Here is a 17009-nt window from a genome sequence, read left to right on the forward strand (position 1 = left end):
CGAAATTAGCGTGCTTACTTGCTCAATGATTGAGCTTCTTAAGCGCGAATCGTGCAGGTTTATTGCCGCTTGCTAAAAAAAATATATGAAAAAGAATAAAATAAGCCATAGCTAACAGGCTTTTTATAACGATTAAATATTTGAAATTTTAGAGTTTTATCTCTAATCTGTAGAAAAGATGAACATAATTAATTCATCTTTATTTCATATTTTCCTATTGACTAAAATGAATACAGGTTTACTATTTGCAAAGTTTCAATAATTACTGAAACTTTATAACCGATAATTTGTCGTGTCTACCGCACCCGCTAACAAGGAGCTTAACAATGATAGATGAAACATTTGTGGATCTATCGCGATTGCAATTTGCAATCACTGCCCTATTTCACTTCCTATTTGTCCCACTTACCTTAGGTATGACGTGGATTTTGGTGATCATGGAATCCGTTTACGTGATGACTGGTCGAGAAATTTATCGTGATATGACTAAGTTCTGGGGTAAGTTATTTGGTATTAACTTTGCGATTGGTGTGGCCACAGGCCTTACCATGGAGTTTGAGTTCGGTACCAACTGGTCTTATTACTCTCACTATGTGGGCGATATTTTTGGTGCTCCACTGGCGATTGAAGGCTTAATGGCTTTCTTCTTAGAATCAACTTTTGTGGGTATGTTCTTTTTAGGCTGGGAACGACTGACACGACGCCAGCATCTTGCTGCAACCTTCTTGATGGCATTAGGTACTAACTTATCTGCGCTATGGATTTTAGTAGCAAATGGTTGGATGCAGAATCCTGTAGGTGCTGAATTTAATTACCAAACCATGCGTATGGAAATGACCAGCTTTGCTGAATTGGTATTTAACCCAGTCGCACAAGTTAAGTTTATTCATACCGTATCAGCAGGCTATGTTGCAGCATCTATGTTCGTACTTGGTATTAGTAGCTGGTACATCTTAAAAGGTCGCGACCTTGCTTTTGCAAAACGCTCGTTCTCGGTCGCGTCAGGTTTTGGTTTAGCGTCTATTCTTTGTGTTATTTTACTTGGTGATGAATCTGGCTACGAAGTTGGCGAGGTGCAAAAAGTAAAACTCGCTACCATTGAAGCTGAGTGGCACACCGAAGAAGCCCCTGCTGCATTCACACTGGTAGGTATTCCTGACTCTGAAGAGCAAGTAACCCACGCTGCTGTTAAAATTCCATATGCGCTAGGTATCATTGCAACGCGCTCAATTGATGAGCAAGTAACAGGCATTAAAGACCTCGAAGCACAGCATGAAGAGCGTATTCGTAATGGCATGATTGCATACGAATACCTAGAGAAGCTTCGTGGTGGTGAAGACACCCCTGAAAACATTGCTAAATTCGATACTTTAAAAGCTGATCTTGGCTATGGTTTGTTACTTAAGCGCTACACACCTAACGTGGTAGATGCAACAGAAGAACATATTCAAAAAGCAGTGAAAGACTCAATCCCTCAAGTTGGCCCTATGTTCTGGTCATTTAGAATCATGGTTGGCTGTGGTGTCATTATGCTTGGCGTATTTGTTCTGGCGTTTTATTACAATGCACACCGTATTATTGAGCAAAAGCGTTGGTTACTCTGGGCTGCAGTATGGAGTATTCCACTTCCTTGGATTGCCATTGAGTTTGGCTGGATTGTTGCAGAATACGGTCGCCAACCTTGGGCAATTTCAGAAATTCTACCGACCTTCTTGGCAACCTCGTCGCTGACGGTGAATGACTTATTGATTAGTATTACTGGTTTCTTAGTATTCTATACAGGTCTAGCTGCAGTTGAAGGCTGGTTGATGCTGCGCTTTGTTAAACAAGGTCCAAGCTCGCTTCATACCGGTAAATATCACCATGAACTTGCCAAAGCGGATTCACTTGTAAGCGAAGGAGCTCAGTCATGATTTTTGATTACGAAACACTAAAACTAATTTGGTGGCTGTTAATTGGTGTATTACTGATTGGCTTTGCAGTGACCGATGGTATGGATATGGGCGTGGCAATTTTGCTTCGTCTGGTTGGTAAAACTGATGTTGAACGCCGTACAGTAATTAACACCATTGGTGCTCACTGGGATGGAAACCAAGTATGGTTCATCACCGCAGGTGGTGCCCTCTTTGCTGCTTGGCCTATGGTGTATGCAGCCGCATTCTCTGGCTTTTACTTTGCAATGATGCTGGTGTTATTTGCGCTATTTTTCAGACCGCTTGGTTTTGATTACCGCTCAAAAATAGATTCACCACGCTGGCGTAATAACTGGGATTGGGGCCTGTTTGCAGGTAGCTTTATTCCAGCACTCGTATTTGGGGTTGCCTTTGGTAACCTATTACAAGGTGTGCCTTATCATATCGATGATCTACTACGTGTTAGCTACCAAGGTTCATTCTTTGCGTTATTGAACCCGTTTGCCATCGTCGTTGGTCTCGTTAGTGTACTTATGCTAGTTGGTCATGCGGGTATGTGGTTGCAACTTCGAACTGATGCAGAAGTAGCAAAACGTTCAGCACAATATGGCCAATATGCACTTATGGCGTTTATTGTATTATTTGCCTTAGCAGGTGTGTGGGTATCTCAAATTGACGGTTATAAAATCGTTAGCATGGGCGATACACAAGGCTTTGCAAATCCATTGGCTAAAACAGTAACTCAGGCACCTGGTGCATGGCTTGATAACTATACAAAAATGCCATTAACAATGCTGTTCCCTGCTCTTGCTTTTATCATGGCTGCACTGGCAATTGTGTTATCTAAATTACACAAACCAGCGATGGCACTTATCGCTTCAAGCTTAATGCTAGCAGGTGTGATATTGACTGCGGGTATGTCAATGTTCCCGTTCGTTATGCCTTCGAGCAATAACCCAAATATTAGTCTAACTATGTGGGATGCAGTTTCGAGCCATATGACATTAAACGTGATGTTTTTCGCTGCCGTTATTTTTGTACCACTTATTCTTATTTACACGACATGGTGTTATGTGAAAATGTGGCGCAAAGTAACCATCAATGAAATTGAAAACAACACCCACGGTAGCTATTAAGGAGATTTAAATATGTGGTATTTTGCCTGGATATTAGGTGTTCTATTAGCCTGTACTCTTGGGGTGATTAACGTAATGTGGTACGAATTTCACCAACATAAAGATTCTATCGCTGATGATGAGCTAGAGCTGTACGCGAGACTCAAAAACAACGATGACAACTAAACCCCGACCAAATCGCGCGCAGCAGCAAACGCTGCGCGCTTTTTTAAAGCAGTATAGTCAGTCCGCTTCAGGACTTCTTAAATTAAGCATTAGTCTGGGTACACTCAATGCCCTATTAATGATTGCCTCTTGTTATCTTCTTGCAAACGCTGTTCATCAAGTCATGTTTGAGCAAGCAGACTTGCAAGCTGTAACCCCCTTGTTATGGCCTCTTGCTGGACTTATCTTACTACGCGCTGTGCTTGTTGCTCTTAGTGAGCGAGTAAGTAACCTTGCCGCATTAAAAATAAAAAACGTGATGCGCAATACATTACTTGAAAAGTTAACCAAACTTGGTCCGGCCTATAGTGAACAAAAAGGACATGGCGCAACGCTTAATACATTACATAATGGTGTTGAAGCGCTGCATCAATACTACGCAAACTACATTCCCAGCGTGGCATACAGCGCACTGATCCCTTTGGCTATATTAGTAGTGATTTTTCCAACCGATTACAAAGCTGGGCTCATTTTTCTTTTAACAGCCCCGCTTATCCCATTTTTTATGATTTTAGTGGGCCATAAAGCTGAGCAGCTCAACCAAGAACGTTGGCAGCAACTTGCTGTACTCGGCAATTACTTTTTCGACCGCCTACAAGGGCTTACTCAATTAAAACTATTTAATGCAACCAAGCGTGAGCTAAATAGTATCAGTCAGATTTCTGATGATTACCGTGGTGCAACCATGGGAGTATTGAAAGTTGCCTTTTTATCTTCTTTCGCACTTGAGTTTTTAGCCACTATTAGTGTTGCACTTGTTGCAGTGATCATTGGCTTTAGACTGTTTTTTGGTACGCTCGATTTTGCCACCGGATTTGTAGTGCTATTACTGGCTCCTGAGTTTTACTTACCACTTCGACAAATGGGCACTCATTACCATGCAAAGCTCGAGGGTATTAGCGCCGCTGCTGATATGGTCGACATAATTAATCAGAGCGACGCCGATGAACATTTAGGTTCCTCTAAACTTGAGTTACCGCTAAAAGACATACAACTGAGTGCGCTTAGCTACCACTACCCCGAAACAAATGAAGGGGTGACTGATATAAACTTAACCCTACCTAAAAAAGGCCTAATTGCATTTGTGGGTGAAAGTGGCTCTGGTAAAAGTACCTTATTTGATTGCCTATTGGGTTTTCATCATCAAGCCAGCAGTGCCATTATCATTAACGGACAGCAACTAAGCACTATTGCTTTACATGATTGGCAAGCACAACTTGCGTGGATCCCACAACAAGCCACGTTATTTTATCGAACTGTTGCAGACAATCTGAGATTAGCTAAACCAGATGCAAGTCAAACAGAACTCGACGAGGCCGCAATGAGAGCAGGTGCGCTAGAGTTTATAAACGCCTTACCTGATGGATTTAATACCTTATTAGGTGAGCAAGGAGAAGGCCTCTCTGGGGGGCAAAAGCAGCGCATAGCCCTTGCCCGTGCGTTTTTAAAAAGTGCCCCTGTGCTAATGCTTGATGAGCCTACAGCGCACTTAGACAGCCAAACAGAGCGCCTAATCAATCAGGCAATTCAAGATTATGCAAAAAACCATCTCGTGTTGGTTATTGCTCACAGGCTTAATACGGTAAAACAGGCGGATAATATTTACGTAATGCAACAAGGTCAAATTGTTGAATCTGGTCATTATCAGCAACTCATTGAACAAGCAGGCCTCTTAGCTAAACTCGTGAGCCAAGGTGAAGCCCATGCATAACTTTATACGCTTATTAAAGCTATGCAAGCCTCATGCTGGCATGCTGTTACTGGGTGCTTTTTTAGCAAGCTTAACGGTACTTGCTAACGTTGGCTTACTCGCTATTTCGGGTTGGTTTTTAGCAGCCATGGCAGCCGCTGGTATTGCCGGAGTGCAGATGAATTACTTTACTCCAGCTGGGGTGATCCGCTTTTTAGCGATAGTACGCACAGCTTCACGTTACGGTGAGCGGATGATAACTCATAATGCCACCTTTTTATTACTGAGCGAATTTCGCGTAAAAATGTTCAGGACCCTCAGCCAGCTAAACAACGTTGACTTAGCAATGAGTCGTAGTAGCGATTTGTTTAACCGCCTACAAAACGATGTTGATGCGCTAGATAAGTTTTACCTAAATGTGCTGCTTCCCATTATCGTCGCGATTATCAGCATCCCTATCGTAATGGCATTTATGGCTATGTATAGCGCTGAGGTTGCATTAGTCTGCTTTATTTCACTGATGATTATTGGCGTACTGCTACCAGCAATATTAAGCCGTAAACTTCACCGACAAGCAGATGCAGAAACACAAATTTCAGCAGAATTAAGGTCTGAACTTGCCGATACTCTAAAAGGTGCAAGAGAGCTTGCTGTTTATCAAGCACAAGAAGCGCAATTAACCCATTGTGACTTACTGAGTAAGCAATACAACAGCCAGCTCTATAACCGCCACAAAGCCGTTGCAAACAGCAATGGCTTAAGCACTTTGGTGATACAGCTTACCATGCTAGCCAGTGTATTTATGATAATTCCACTGGTTGCAATGGGAACCATGAAAAACGTTGAACTGGCGATGCTCGCGTTATTTGTATTAGCAAGTTTTGAAACAGTGCTCACCTTGCCCACTGCATTTATCGAGTTGCCACTCACCCTAAGTGCTGCAAAGCGACTGTTTGCACTTGAAGATAAGCACAGCAGCCATCTAAGTAAACAGCAAAACTGCTTAGCTCACCAATCTGCAATAGGTCTTGAACTGGCTGCGGTAAATTACCAATACGCAGGAGCGAAAAACAAAGCTCTTAATAATATCAATTTTGTGATTACACCGGGGAGTAAGGTTGCGCTAGTGGGTGCCAGTGGCAGTGGCAAAACTACTCTTGTTAACTTACTCACAGGCCTTTGGCCAAAGCAATCAGGCTCATTAAAATTCATTACAGATCAAGGTACCTTTGAACTAGAAAGCATGACGGCTGCAACACGCTTTAAGCAGCTGACAATTGTTGCTCAGCAACATCATATTTTTGATGGTACGCTTCGTGAGAATCTTCGCTATGCAGCGCCAGAGGCGACTGATGAAATGCTTATTGAAGCCTGTGAACAAGCTGAACTTGGCTCTTGGCTAAAGAACTTAAAGACCGGCCTTAATACCCGTTTAGGCACCGCGGGAAGAAAACTTTCACATGGTCAGTCACGTCGAATCGCCATTGCCCAAGCCCTATTAAGGGAAGGTAATTTAATTGTTCTTGATGAACCAACAGAGAGCCTAGATAACCATACCAAGCAGAAATTGCTCACTACGCTTGAAAAAATATGGGCCGATAAAACTATGCTGACCATTACTCACGATCCAGAAATGCTAAGTCGTGTTGACAAGGTTATTTGGTTAGAACAAGGACAAGTAAGAGCGCTTGCAAGTCATGCTGAATTAGTGGCGAATGAAGCTGATTACGTGGAGCTTATCACCCGTTTTTAATCGAGTCGCTCAACTGTGACGTCAATCACACCTTGCTTTACTGAGGCAATTTGTGAGAACGCCTTTTTTGATAAATCGATAATACGACCGCGGATAAATGGGCCGCGGTCATTAATGGTAACAATCACACTTTTATTGTTACTAATATTGGTGACCTTTACTCTGCTGCCAAAGCCAAGCGTCTGATGAGCCGCGCTCAATGCCTGTTGATTAAACACCTCTCCACTTGCTGTAGTTCGGCCATGGTATTTATCAGCGTAATAACTGGCTTTGCCTTTTTCAATCACTCCTTTAGATACCGAAGGCGCACTACTACAACCAGTTATAATTAAGCTAAATAATGCAAAGAGGATGAGTTTGTTCATATTATATAATCCTTTTTTTTACCATAAAGGTAGCAAGCGCTTATACCAATTCGCTTAATTAAATGGTCTATTTTGAGGCAATAAAACCTCGTTGATAGCAAGGCAAAAATTTCGTTATTTAGTTGTTCTAAATTAGAAATTTTTAACGCAGATAGCGACAGGTTTAATCCCTCAAAATGATTAAGTATTATTGCGGATTGGTATTAGCAAAACCTGAACTATAAAACAAAAAAGCCACCTTACGGTGGCTTTTAGTCTATCGCTTATAATTAGCGAATAATTCCGCGCTCAGAGCTTTTCACAAAGTCTATCATCAGCTGAACAGCTGGGTACTTCGCAGCATCTTCGCTTAGCTCAGCGATTGCTTCTTCAACACCTAAGCTCTTACGGTAAAGTGTTTTATATGCACGACGTGTGGCCATGATTTCATCGCTTTCAAAACCTCGGCGCTTCATGCCTTCAGTATTGATTGCTACAGGGCCCGCCGGCGTACCAATAGTTGTTACGAATGGCGGTACATCTTTATTAACACCTGAGTACATACCAACAAAGGCATGAGAACCGATTTTACAGAACTGATGAACACCAGAATTACCTGCAAGGATCACCCAATCACCTACATGAACGTGGCCAGCAACAGAGGCATTGTTAGCAAAAATAACGTTATCGCCCACGACTGCATCATGTGCAACGTGTGTGTAAGCCATGAATAGGTTATTGCTACCAATTTTTGTCACACCTTGATCTTGAATTGTACCTCGGTGAATAGTTGCACACTCACGGATCACGTTGTTGTCACCAATAATCAAGGTTGTTGGCTCATTAGCGTACTTTTTATCTTGGCAAGCTTCACCAACCGAAGCAAATTGGAAAATATGGTTACCAGAACCAATCGTCGATGGGCCTTTTACAACCACATGAGATTCGATGATACAGTTATCACCAATAGTTACATCGTTACCGATATAGCTATAAGGGCCAACTGATACGTTATTTCCAAGTTTTGCACCTGGTTCGATTATTGCCGTAGGATGGATCACTATTAAAACTCTCTTCTCGCACACATGATTTCGGCAGTACACACTACTTTGCCGTCAACTTTTGCTTCTGCTGCAAATTTCCATATATTGCGGCGCTCTTTTACAAACTCTACATGCAAATGCATGGTATCACCAGGTAATACCGGCTGTTTGAATCGCGCATTGTCGATCGCTGCGAATAAATATAGTTCGTTATCACTGCGATTTTCAACTGTCTTAAAACCAAGTAAGCCAGTTGCTTGTGCCATTGCTTCTAAAATCAACACACCTGGAAAGATAGGTTGATTAGGAAAATGACCCGTAAAAATAGGTTCGTTCACTGTTACGTTTTTTATAGCATGTAACGACTCGCCTGGCGTGTAATCAAGTACACGGTCAACAAGTAGCATCGGGTAACGATGCGGAAGTAAACTCAAGATATCTTGGATATCAAGACTATTTAATTCATTTGCCAAAATAGCATCCTTATTTGTCTTCAATATTGAGTGACTTTGTCAGTAACTCAAGTGCTTTAATGCGGTCTTTCATATCGCCAAGGTTACGGATATGGGCAATACTACGTCGCCATTCTTTATTGGTTAAATGTGGCAAGCCTGAAGAATAAATTCCAGGTTCTGTGATTGCCTTAGTCACCATACTCATGCCAGTGATTATAGCACCATCACATACGCTAATGTGACCATTAATTGCAACCATGCCGCCAATCTGACAATTCCTACCGATCACTGTGCTGCCAGCAAATACCGTGCAACCAGCAACCGCTGTACCTGAACCGATCTCGACATTATGCGCTATTTGACATTGATTATCGATAATTACATTGCTGTGGATGATAGTATCGTCTAGTGCGCCACGGTCAATCGTGGTAGACGCACCTACCTCAACCTTATCACCGATTATAACTCGACCAAGTTGCGGTATTTTCACCCATTCGCCACGCTCGTTAGCGTAACCAAAACCATCACTGCCCACGACCGTATTCGCTTGGAATAAACAGTCACTGCCAATTTCAACTTCATGGTAAACGCTAACATTTGCCCAAAGCTTTGTGCCTTGACCTATTTTTGCTTGCTCACCGATAAAACAGCCTGGGCCAATCTGCACATTGTCAGCAATAACAGCACCCGCTTCAATTACCACATTGGCTGCGATCGCGACATTATGGCCAATAGAGGCTGAATCGTGAATGACTGCACTTGGGTGAATACCCGACACTGCAGAGCGCGGTGTGGTGTCCATCAATTGAGCGAGCTTTGCGTAACAAACATAAGGGTTTGCAACAACAAGTTTATTACCTGAAAAGTACTCAGCGTCTGCTGGTGACAAAATCACTGCACTTGCTTGAGTATCATCTAATTGCGAGCGATATTTCTTGTTCGCTAAAAATGCAATATGCCCATGTTGGGCATTTGCAAGTGTAGATATTTTTTTAATCTCTGTGGCGCCGTCACCTTGAAGGTCAGCGCCCAGAAGATCCGCTATCTGCGAAAGCGTGTAGTTTTGCATATATGATTTCTATTGCTTACTTACTTTTTCAACAACTTTACTTGATAAGTCATCGACAGTTTTAGGGTTAACATAAATCGTTGTTTCTTTAACTTTAACTTCATCGAATTTGCCAGCTTTCGCTACTTCTTCGATTGCATCCAAGATTAGCTTTTGAACTTTAGCTAGTTCTTGGTTTTGACGCATTTTGATTTCTTGCTCTAAAGGACGACCTTTTTCTGCAAGCTGCTGTTGCATACCTTGAATCTTAGTACGTAATTCATCTTTTTGCTTATCGCTCATTGTTGTCGCTTCACGCTTGAACTTTTCAGCTTCAAAACGAATATCACCTTGAAGCTTTTCAAGCTCTTGACGACGCTCAGAGAATTCAGCTTCTAGCGTTTGCTCTACTTTTGCCATTTGTGGGATTTGCTTGTAGATTTCTTGCATATCAACAATACCTACTTTGTGCGCAAATGCGTTAGTAGATAGACCCATAGATAAGGTGGCAAGTAGTGCAAAAGCTGTTGATTTAATTGATTTATTCACGAAAAAACTCCTTTAGAATGTATTACTAATGTTAAAGCTGATGGTCTTCGTATCGTCATCTTCTTCTTTTTGCAATGGATACGCAAAACTGATCAGCATTGGACCCATTGGAGAGATCCATTGTAGAGAAAGACCGGTTGAAACCCTAAAGCGCATTGGATCTGAATAATCATCCAATTTTGCACGCTGATCTGTTGACAGGTTTTGATAACGGTCAATATTAAACTCTGTATCCCATACGTTAGCTGCATCTACGAAGAAGCTGGTACGTACAGAGCTGGTGTTTTCTTCATCTAAGAAAGGTGTTGGAACAATTAACTCCATCCCTGCTACCGCTTTGGCGTTACCACCAATTCGGCCTGCTGTGTAAAGTTGGTCAAATTCTGATGCACCACCAATGCTACCAGTCGTAGTGCCATCAGGTAATGGTGTACCAGGAATATTTTGCGGAACACGCGATACAGCCCGTGGCAAAATCGTATTTCGATCGAAGCCACGTAATTCCATCTCAGTGATTCTGAAGAACTCTTGGAACGGTAGTGTTTGGTCATAACCATTCGTTGTTCCATAACCATTACCATAGCCAAGTGCTGCACGAGTTGAAAATACCCAACGATGGTCATTACTGATTGGCCAGTAGAAACGCGAGTCGTAGTTTAACTTAAAGTACTGTAAATCAGAGTTCGGGGTTGTTGCTGTTAAGTTAAGTGATTGGCGCGAACCTGCAGTTGGGAATAAACCACGGTTAACAGTAACACGTGACCAACCTGCGCTTAACTCGTACTTGGTAAAATCAAAGCCAGCATCTGGATTTTCAGGATCTAAGAAAGTTTCACGAATAACACGTGTTTGCTCATATTCAGCAATATCAGATAACTCTTCTTGCACCCAACGGACACCAAAGTTAATACGGTTTACAGCATCAATTGGGAAGCCAATATTAGTACCAATACCATAACTCTTTGACTTATAGTCGATTAGGCTGAACTTGCTCGCATCATAGTTGCTGTAGAATATACTACTACCTTGCGATACACCGTCTGGAGTAAAGTAAGGGTCTGTGTAAGAAACGCTGACACGCTCAGAACCACGTGAAGTATTAATGTTAAAACCAATTTGGTTACCAGTACCTAAAAAGTTTGACTCACTCACACCAATGTTAAATTGCAGACCCAAATAAGAACCATAAGCAAGACCAGCATTGAAGCTACCTGCAGACTGTTCTTTAACAGTAAAGTCAACATCAACTTGGTCATCAACACCAGGGACTGGAACAACATTGAAATCAACGCTTTCCATATAAGGTAAACGCTGGATTTGTAGCTTAGAGCGCTCAAGGCTTTGGTTTGATAGCCACGCACCTTCAAGCTGTGTCATTTCACGACGTACAACTTCATCAGAGGTATTTTGGTTACCACCCACAATAATACGACGAACATAAACACGCTTGCCTGGGTTTACTGATAACGTTAGCTGAACTTCTTTATTTTCGTCATCAATCTCTGGGATTGTTCGTACTTCAGCATTAGCATAACCAAAACGTGCTAAGTAGCTTTTAATAAACTCTTCAGAAGAAGTAACCACAGAGCCATTATAAAGCTCGCCAGTTTTCAGCGGAATAACACTTTTAATTAGTTCTTCACGACCTAGCAAGTCACCAATAAAGTCAAAGCCTTTAACTTTGTATTTAACACCTTCGGTAATATTCGCTGTAACATAAACAGAATCACGCTCAGGGCTTACTGATACTTGTGTTGAATCGATATTAAAGCGTAAGTAACCACGGTCAAGGTAGTAGCTGCGAATTTTTTCTAAATCGCCTTCAATGGTTTGCTTTTGATAACGGTCGCTAGACATGAATTGCCACCACGGCAGATCTTGCTGAGACTCTGCTAACTTAAGCAATTCTTCATCAGAGAATAATTCGTTACCAACTAGGTTAATCTGACGAATTGAAGCTGCATCACCTTCATCAAATTCAAACATTAGTTTTACACGGTTACGCGGTAACTTAATGATGCTTACATCCACTTTTGCATTGTATTTACCAATACTATGGAAAAATTCAACTAAGCCTTTTTCAATGTTATCAAGGACTGTTTTATCAAGCGGCTCACCAGTACGGATATCTTGCTGGTCTAGCGACTCATTTAGCTGCTCATCTTTGATGTCTTTATTGCCATCAAATTCGATCATGCTGATCGTTGGGCGCTCAGTCACTCGGAAGATAACACTGTTGCCATCACGTAACGCTTTAATATTGTCAAAGTGACCTGAACGATAGAGAGCCTTTATGGTTCTTGAAATTGTGTACTCATCAATATTATCGCCCACGTTGATAGGAATATGTGTTAACGCAGCACCGAGTGCAACACGTTGTAAGCCTTCAACTTTTAAATCATCTACAATAAAGGAGTTTTGGCCTAGGGCTGCAAAGCTAGCACCTAATAAACTTGAAACTGCCAAATGTTTTTTTATAGCCATTTTGTTATCTTTATCCTTTACAACTGTATTACCGCTCAACACCTTATAAATTTAACTTTTGCGGTGTTTTACAATCGTGTTCAAATTGGAATTTTTCGCTTATTTGTTATAAACGCGATACATCATTGAACAATGCGAAACATGTTAAAAACAGAAGCAGCAAGGCCCCCACTTTAAAACCAAATTCTTGCGTCTTTTCAGAGACCGGTTTTTTGCGAAAAAGTTCAATTATGTAATACATTAAGTGCCCACCATCTAGCACTGGCAGCGGTAATAAGTTAAATACGCCAAGGTTTACACTGATTAATGCTAAAAAGCTTAAAAATGCAACCAAGCCATAGCTTACGCTAGTTCCCGCACCAACTGCAATGCCCACCGGACCACTTAAATTTTTAACCGATACCTGACCGGTAATTAAATTACCAATCATATCAAAACTAAGAGTAATTAAACGCCATGTTTCGTGTATGCCCAGCACAATACTATCGACAGGGCCATAATGTCTAGTTTCAATATAGTTTTCTGGCCATGGCTCAACCACCGGAGAGACACCTAGAAAGCCCTGTGCAACACCAGCATCATTAGTTCTGCTTTGTGGCGTCACTATTAGCTCTTTTATACTATCTTGCCTTTGTACACTAAATTGTAAGGATTTGTTAGGTGATTGCTGAATTAGTGAAACTAACTTGGTCCAACTGCTGATATTTTCACCATTTACGGCAATGATTTTGTCATCAACTTGTAAGCCAGCAGCCTCAGCCGCCGAACCTTTACTGATCATGGCCACTTGTAAAAGTGCTTTAGGGCGAAATGGTACAATACCAATTGAGGTTAATGGCGGAACATCTTGTTGATCTAATTTCCAGCCATCTAGGTTGAGTGTACGTACATGTTTTTGATAATTCTGGTCACGAAGCGTTACCACAACACTTTGTTCACCTAAACGGCTCATTAGCGAGAATGTTGCATCTTGCCAAGTGTTGATATCGTCTTCACCGATTTTGATAATTTGCTGGTTTGGTTCAATATTGGCAGCAGCTGCACGGCTACCTTGCGAGACCTCGCCAACGACAGGTTTTAACGACTGTACGCCCACCATATACATCACTGCAAGAGCAAAAATAGCAAATAAAAAGTTCGCCATCGGACCTGCAGCAACAATAGCAATACGTGCTTTAACTGATTTGGCATTAAATGATAAATGACGCTGCTCTGGCGGAACTTCGTCAACTCGCTCATCAAGCATTTTGACATAACCACCTAATGGAATCGCTGCAATCACATATTCTGTTTTGTGTTTGTCATACCATTTTATCAATGGCTTACCAAAGCCAATCGAGAAACGAAGTACTTTAACACCTGCTTTACGAGCGACCCAGAAGTGACCATATTCATGTACAGTTACTAAAATACCAAGCGCAAGGATAAATGAACCAAGGTTCCAGAAAAAATCAAACATGCTAGTCGAAGCCTCTTTTTACAAACTCAGTAGCCTTTAGGCGTGCCGCTTGGTCACAAGCTAAAATCTCTTCAAGTGTTTGCACGTTAATGTCTTGTGTAGCATTGAGTGTTTCTGCGTTGATTCGGTAAATATCCGTAAAGCCTATTTGACCATTTAAAAATGCAGCAACAGCTATTTCATTAGCTGCATTTACTGTAGTAGTTGCACCTTGCCCCATTTCACACGCATCAATTGCGAGTTTTAAATTAGGGTATCTCGCATAATCAGGCTTGGTGAAAGTAAAGTCTGCCATTTGTGAAAAATCGAGAGGTTTTACACCTGCATCGACGCGCTCAGGAAATGCTAAAGCATGCGCTATAGGAGTGCGCATATCAGGATTACCCATTTGCGCAAGCACAGAGCCATCTTGATATTGCACCATAGAGTGAATAATGCTTTGTGGGTGAATTACCACTTCAATATCACTAGCATGGCAGTTAAACAACCACTTAGCTTCAATAAACTCGAGGCCTTTGTTCATCATGGTTGCTGAATCAACGGAAATCTTTTGTCCCATAGACCAGTTAGGATGAGCCACCGCTTGTGCAACAGTTACTGATGATAACGTAGCTATGTCGCGCTTTAAGAAAGGACCGCCAGAGCCAGTTAATAAAATTTTACTCACGCCATTGTCAGCCAGTAAGCCAGACGCATTTTGTAGTGATGCTGGCATACATTGGAAAATAGCATTATGTTCACTGTCGATAGGCAGCAAAGTTGCGCCATGCTGTTTAACTTTATCGATAAACAACTGACCCGACATGACTAGAGATTCTTTATTTGCTAACAGCACTTTTTTGCCAGCTTCAACCGCACTTAAAGTCGGGAGCAGACCTGCAGCCCCAACTATAGCTGACATCACAGTATCAACATCTGCATGAGCAGCTAGTTCACTCATAGCCTCAACACCCGCTAGCACTTGTGTGTTACATGAACTGTTAGCGAGTAAGTTCGAAAGTGCTGAAGCGGCTTGTTGGTCAGCCATGACAGCAAATTTAGGTTGATGCGCGATACACAGCTCAGCCATTTGATCGGCATTTTTACCGGCTGCTAATGCAAAAACCGCAAAACGCTCTGGGTTTCTAGAAACAACATCTAAGGTGCTTAAACCGATTGAACCAGTTGCGCCCAATACGACAAGTTGCTCTATTTTGCTCATAAACTCAGTGTCCATGCGTAGCAAAGTACAAAAATAGGCGCAGCTGCGGTAAGGCTATCGATACGGTCTAAAATACCGCCATGACCTGGTAAACATGAGCCACTGTCTTTTAAACCAACTTCTCGTTTGAACATGCTTTCGAGTAAATCACCTACCGCTGAGAATAATGCGATAAATGCAGTCATCACCGCATAGATGGGCCAAACACTCATATCAACATTAGTGAAGTGACAAAATATTAAGACAAAAATAACTGAGGCCACGACCCCACCTAATAAACCTTCTATCGTTTTATTAGGACTTACTTTTGGCATTAACTTGCGTTTACCAAAATTTTTGCCAGTAAAGTAAGCACCAATATCAGCGCTCCATACAATTCCTAGCACAACTAAAATCAGCATTGAACCAAAATGTGTTGACTCGTTGTAACCTGCGCTACGCAGTGTATTTAGTGCAAGCCAAAGCGGTACTAAAGTTAAAAACCCTGCTATGGCGCGCATCACAATACCTTCATTCCATGCTTTTGCCATTGCTGGATAGCGCCAAACTAAGTAAGTTGCCACAATCCACCAAGCAAATGACAGGGTAAATAAATAATTTGCATCACCCACTAATTGACCATTTTGCCAAAGTGATTCTATTGGCCAATGCCAGTTAAGTAATGCCAAAAATGCCGCTGTTGCTGCAACAAATCCAAAACGTTTAACTTTATCGCACAGGCCCATAAATGCAGACCATTCCCATGCACCGAGTAAAACAATACCGGCGGCGATATAACTAAATAGTGTTAATGGGGTATAAAAAACCAAAATAAGTGCAAGTGGTGCCAACACGAGCGAGGTTAAAATTCGTTGTTTTAGCAATGTGTGTACCTTCAACTAGTAATTAGGTCTCGGCGAGTAATTGTTTTATTTGTTCGCCTGTACAACCGAATCGTCGCTCTCTGGCAACGTAACATGCGATAGCGTCAGCAAATGCAGCTTCATTGAAGTCTGGCCAAAGCGTATCAGTAAAGTAAAGCTCAGCATAAGCCGCTTGCCATAAAAGGAAGTTACTGATGCGTAAATCTCCACCGGTGCGGATCATTAAATCAAGTTCACCTTGATCGGCCATACTCATTTGTTCGGCCATGAGCTCTTCAGTAATATCTTCTGCGGCCATTTCACCGGCTGCGACTTTTTTTGCAAGCATTGTTGCGGCGTTAGTGATATCCCAACGTCCGCCATAATTAGCTGCCACGTTTAACTGTAGACCCGTATTATTACGAGTTAATTCATGGGCTGCATCAACTTTCTCGCGCAGACCTTCTGAAAAGCGTGATAAATCACCAATTATGTTTAGCTTTACATTATTTTTATGAAGCTTTTTAACTTCTTTGCCCAGTACGAATAAAAACAGCTCCATAAGCGTATTTACTTCGTCCTCTGGACGTCGCCAATTTTCGCTACTAAATGCGAATAGTGTTAACGACTGTATACCTAAGCGAGTACAAAATTGCACTGATTGACGAACTGCATCAACGCCCTTTTTGTGTCCGTAAACACGCGGGCGATTTTTCGCTTGTGCCCAACGTCCGTTGCCATCCATGATTATAGCGACATGCTTAGGCAAACTTTGCTGGGAAATTTTATCAGCGTTAAGAACCATAAATATCGAGTATTCCATAAAAAAACGCCGTCTAGTATACCCTAGACGGCGTTTCAAAACTAATAAATTTAGTTGCGCCTGTT

General features: G+C 41.8%; 15 protein-coding genes. 5 read left to right on the plus strand and 10 right to left on the minus strand.

Annotated elements, in window-relative coordinates; all coding sequences use genetic code 11:
* Positions 1-326 precede the first annotated feature (326 nt).
* The 5 genes from J8Z25_RS11435 to cydC are packed head-to-tail and all read left to right on the plus strand — an operon-like array spanning position 327 to position 6696.
* Positions 327-1913, plus strand: coding sequence for a cytochrome ubiquinol oxidase subunit I (locus tag J8Z25_RS11435; protein WP_130051027.1), 1587 nt, complete (start codon positions 327-329; stop codon positions 1911-1913).
* The gene (cydB, locus tag J8Z25_RS11440) at positions 1910-3049 is read left to right on the plus strand and encodes a cytochrome d ubiquinol oxidase subunit II (protein ID WP_250661066.1); all 1140 of its coding nucleotides are present in this window, start codon (positions 1910-1912) and stop codon (positions 3047-3049) included. Before J8Z25_RS11435 ends, cydB begins: the two co-directional genes overlap by 4 nt.
* A 12-nt stretch (positions 3050-3061) precedes the next feature.
* Positions 3062-3214: a cytochrome bd-I oxidase subunit CydX gene (gene cydX / locus J8Z25_RS11445; protein WP_036969707.1), complete on the plus strand. Its 153-nt coding sequence runs from the start codon at positions 3062-3064 to the stop codon at positions 3212-3214.
* Complete coding sequence (gene cydD, locus J8Z25_RS11450) at positions 3204-4964, plus strand: thiol reductant ABC exporter subunit CydD (protein WP_250661067.1); 1761 nt, start codon at positions 3204-3206, stop codon at positions 4962-4964. Before cydX ends, cydD begins: the two co-directional genes overlap by 11 nt.
* Complete coding sequence (gene cydC / locus J8Z25_RS11455) at positions 4957-6696, plus strand: thiol reductant ABC exporter subunit CydC (RefSeq protein WP_167658373.1); 1740 nt, start codon at positions 4957-4959, stop codon at positions 6694-6696. The genes cydD and cydC overlap by 8 nt, the downstream gene beginning before the upstream one ends.
* Here cydC and J8Z25_RS11460 read toward each other — a convergent pair.
* The 10 genes from J8Z25_RS11460 to uppS all read right to left on the minus strand — a co-directional run bounded on the left by J8Z25_RS11460 (position 6693) and on the right by uppS (position 16944).
* The gene (locus tag J8Z25_RS11460; RefSeq protein WP_250661068.1) at positions 6693-7061 is read right to left on the minus strand and encodes a septal ring lytic transglycosylase RlpA family protein; all 369 of its coding nucleotides are present in this window, start codon (positions 7059-7061) and stop codon (positions 6693-6695) included. The genes cydC and J8Z25_RS11460 overlap by 4 nt on opposite strands.
* 269 nt (positions 7062-7330) lie before the next feature.
* Positions 7331-8101 (minus strand): acyl-ACP--UDP-N-acetylglucosamine O-acyltransferase, encoded by a 771-nt coding sequence (lpxA, locus tag J8Z25_RS11465; RefSeq protein WP_054553112.1) that lies wholly within the window; start codon positions 8099-8101, stop codon positions 7331-7333.
* Between the two features lie 2 nt (positions 8102-8103).
* A complete protein-coding gene (gene fabZ, locus J8Z25_RS11470) occupies positions 8104-8556 on the minus strand; it encodes a 3-hydroxyacyl-ACP dehydratase FabZ (protein WP_054562040.1) in 453 nt (150 codons plus the stop codon).
* Between the two features lie 10 nt (positions 8557-8566).
* Positions 8567-9607, minus strand: a complete 1041-nt coding sequence (gene lpxD, locus J8Z25_RS11475) for a UDP-3-O-(3-hydroxymyristoyl)glucosamine N-acyltransferase (protein WP_130051022.1) — start codon at positions 9605-9607, stop codon at positions 8567-8569.
* Between the two features lie 9 nt (positions 9608-9616).
* Positions 9617-10135, minus strand: a complete 519-nt coding sequence (locus J8Z25_RS11480; protein ID WP_130051021.1) for an OmpH/Skp family outer membrane protein — start codon at positions 10133-10135, stop codon at positions 9617-9619.
* Positions 10136-10147: 12 nt separating this feature from the next.
* On the minus strand, positions 10148-12619 hold the full coding sequence (gene bamA / locus J8Z25_RS11485) for an outer membrane protein assembly factor BamA (protein ID WP_130051020.1): 2472 nt from the start codon (positions 12617-12619) through the stop codon (positions 10148-10150).
* 106 nt (positions 12620-12725) lie between these two features.
* Positions 12726-14078, minus strand: a complete 1353-nt coding sequence (gene rseP / locus J8Z25_RS11490; protein ID WP_178927209.1) for a sigma E protease regulator RseP — start codon at positions 14076-14078, stop codon at positions 12726-12728.
* A 1-nt stretch (position 14079) separates the two neighbouring features.
* A complete protein-coding gene (gene ispC, locus J8Z25_RS11495; RefSeq protein ID WP_167658376.1) occupies positions 14080-15279 on the minus strand; it encodes a 1-deoxy-D-xylulose-5-phosphate reductoisomerase in 1200 nt (399 codons plus the stop codon).
* On the minus strand, positions 15276-16142 hold the full coding sequence (locus J8Z25_RS11500; protein ID WP_130051017.1) for a phosphatidate cytidylyltransferase: 867 nt from the start codon (positions 16140-16142) through the stop codon (positions 15276-15278). The genes ispC and J8Z25_RS11500 overlap by 4 nt, the downstream gene beginning before the upstream one ends.
* 22 nt (positions 16143-16164) lie before the next feature.
* Positions 16165-16944: an undecaprenyl pyrophosphate synthase gene (gene uppS / locus J8Z25_RS11505; RefSeq protein WP_130051016.1), complete on the minus strand. Its 780-nt coding sequence runs from the start codon at positions 16942-16944 to the stop codon at positions 16165-16167.
* Between the last annotated feature and the right edge of the window lie 65 nt (positions 16945-17009).

Source organism: Pseudoalteromonas sp. SCSIO 43101 (genome assembly GCF_023650775.1).
GTDB classification, from domain to species: Bacteria; Pseudomonadota; Gammaproteobacteria; order Enterobacterales; family Alteromonadaceae; genus Pseudoalteromonas; species Pseudoalteromonas apostichopi.

What these genes read in the sequence shown, in the direction of transcription:
- ispC (WP_167658376.1), bottom strand. Translation starts at nt 15,279, where the DNA reads ATGAGCAAAATAGAGCAACTTGTCGTATTGGGCGCAACTGGTTCAATC.
- cydX (WP_036969707.1), top strand. Translation starts at nt 3,062, where the DNA reads ATGTGGTATTTTGCCTGGATATTAGGTGTTCTATTAGCCTGTACTCTT.
- cydC (WP_167658373.1), top strand. Translation starts at nt 4,957, where the DNA reads ATGCATAACTTTATACGCTTATTAAAGCTATGCAAGCCTCATGCTGGC.
- cydD (WP_250661067.1), top strand. Translation starts at nt 3,204, where the DNA reads ATGACAACTAAACCCCGACCAAATCGCGCGCAGCAGCAAACGCTGCGC.
- rseP (WP_178927209.1), bottom strand. Translation starts at nt 14,078, where the DNA reads ATGTTTGATTTTTTCTGGAACCTTGGTTCATTTATCCTTGCGCTTGGT.
- cydB (WP_250661066.1), top strand. Translation starts at nt 1,910, where the DNA reads ATGATTTTTGATTACGAAACACTAAAACTAATTTGGTGGCTGTTAATT.
- uppS (WP_130051016.1), bottom strand. Translation starts at nt 16,944, where the DNA reads ATGGAATACTCGATATTTATGGTTCTTAACGCTGATAAAATTTCCCAG.
- J8Z25_RS11435 (WP_130051027.1), top strand. Translation starts at nt 327, where the DNA reads ATGATAGATGAAACATTTGTGGATCTATCGCGATTGCAATTTGCAATC.
- lpxD (WP_130051022.1), bottom strand. Translation starts at nt 9,607, where the DNA reads ATGCAAAACTACACGCTTTCGCAGATAGCGGATCTTCTGGGCGCTGAC.
- bamA (WP_130051020.1), bottom strand. Translation starts at nt 12,619, where the DNA reads ATGGCTATAAAAAAACATTTGGCAGTTTCAAGTTTATTAGGTGCTAGC.
- J8Z25_RS11460 (WP_250661068.1), bottom strand. Translation starts at nt 7,061, where the DNA reads ATGAACAAACTCATCCTCTTTGCATTATTTAGCTTAATTATAACTGGT.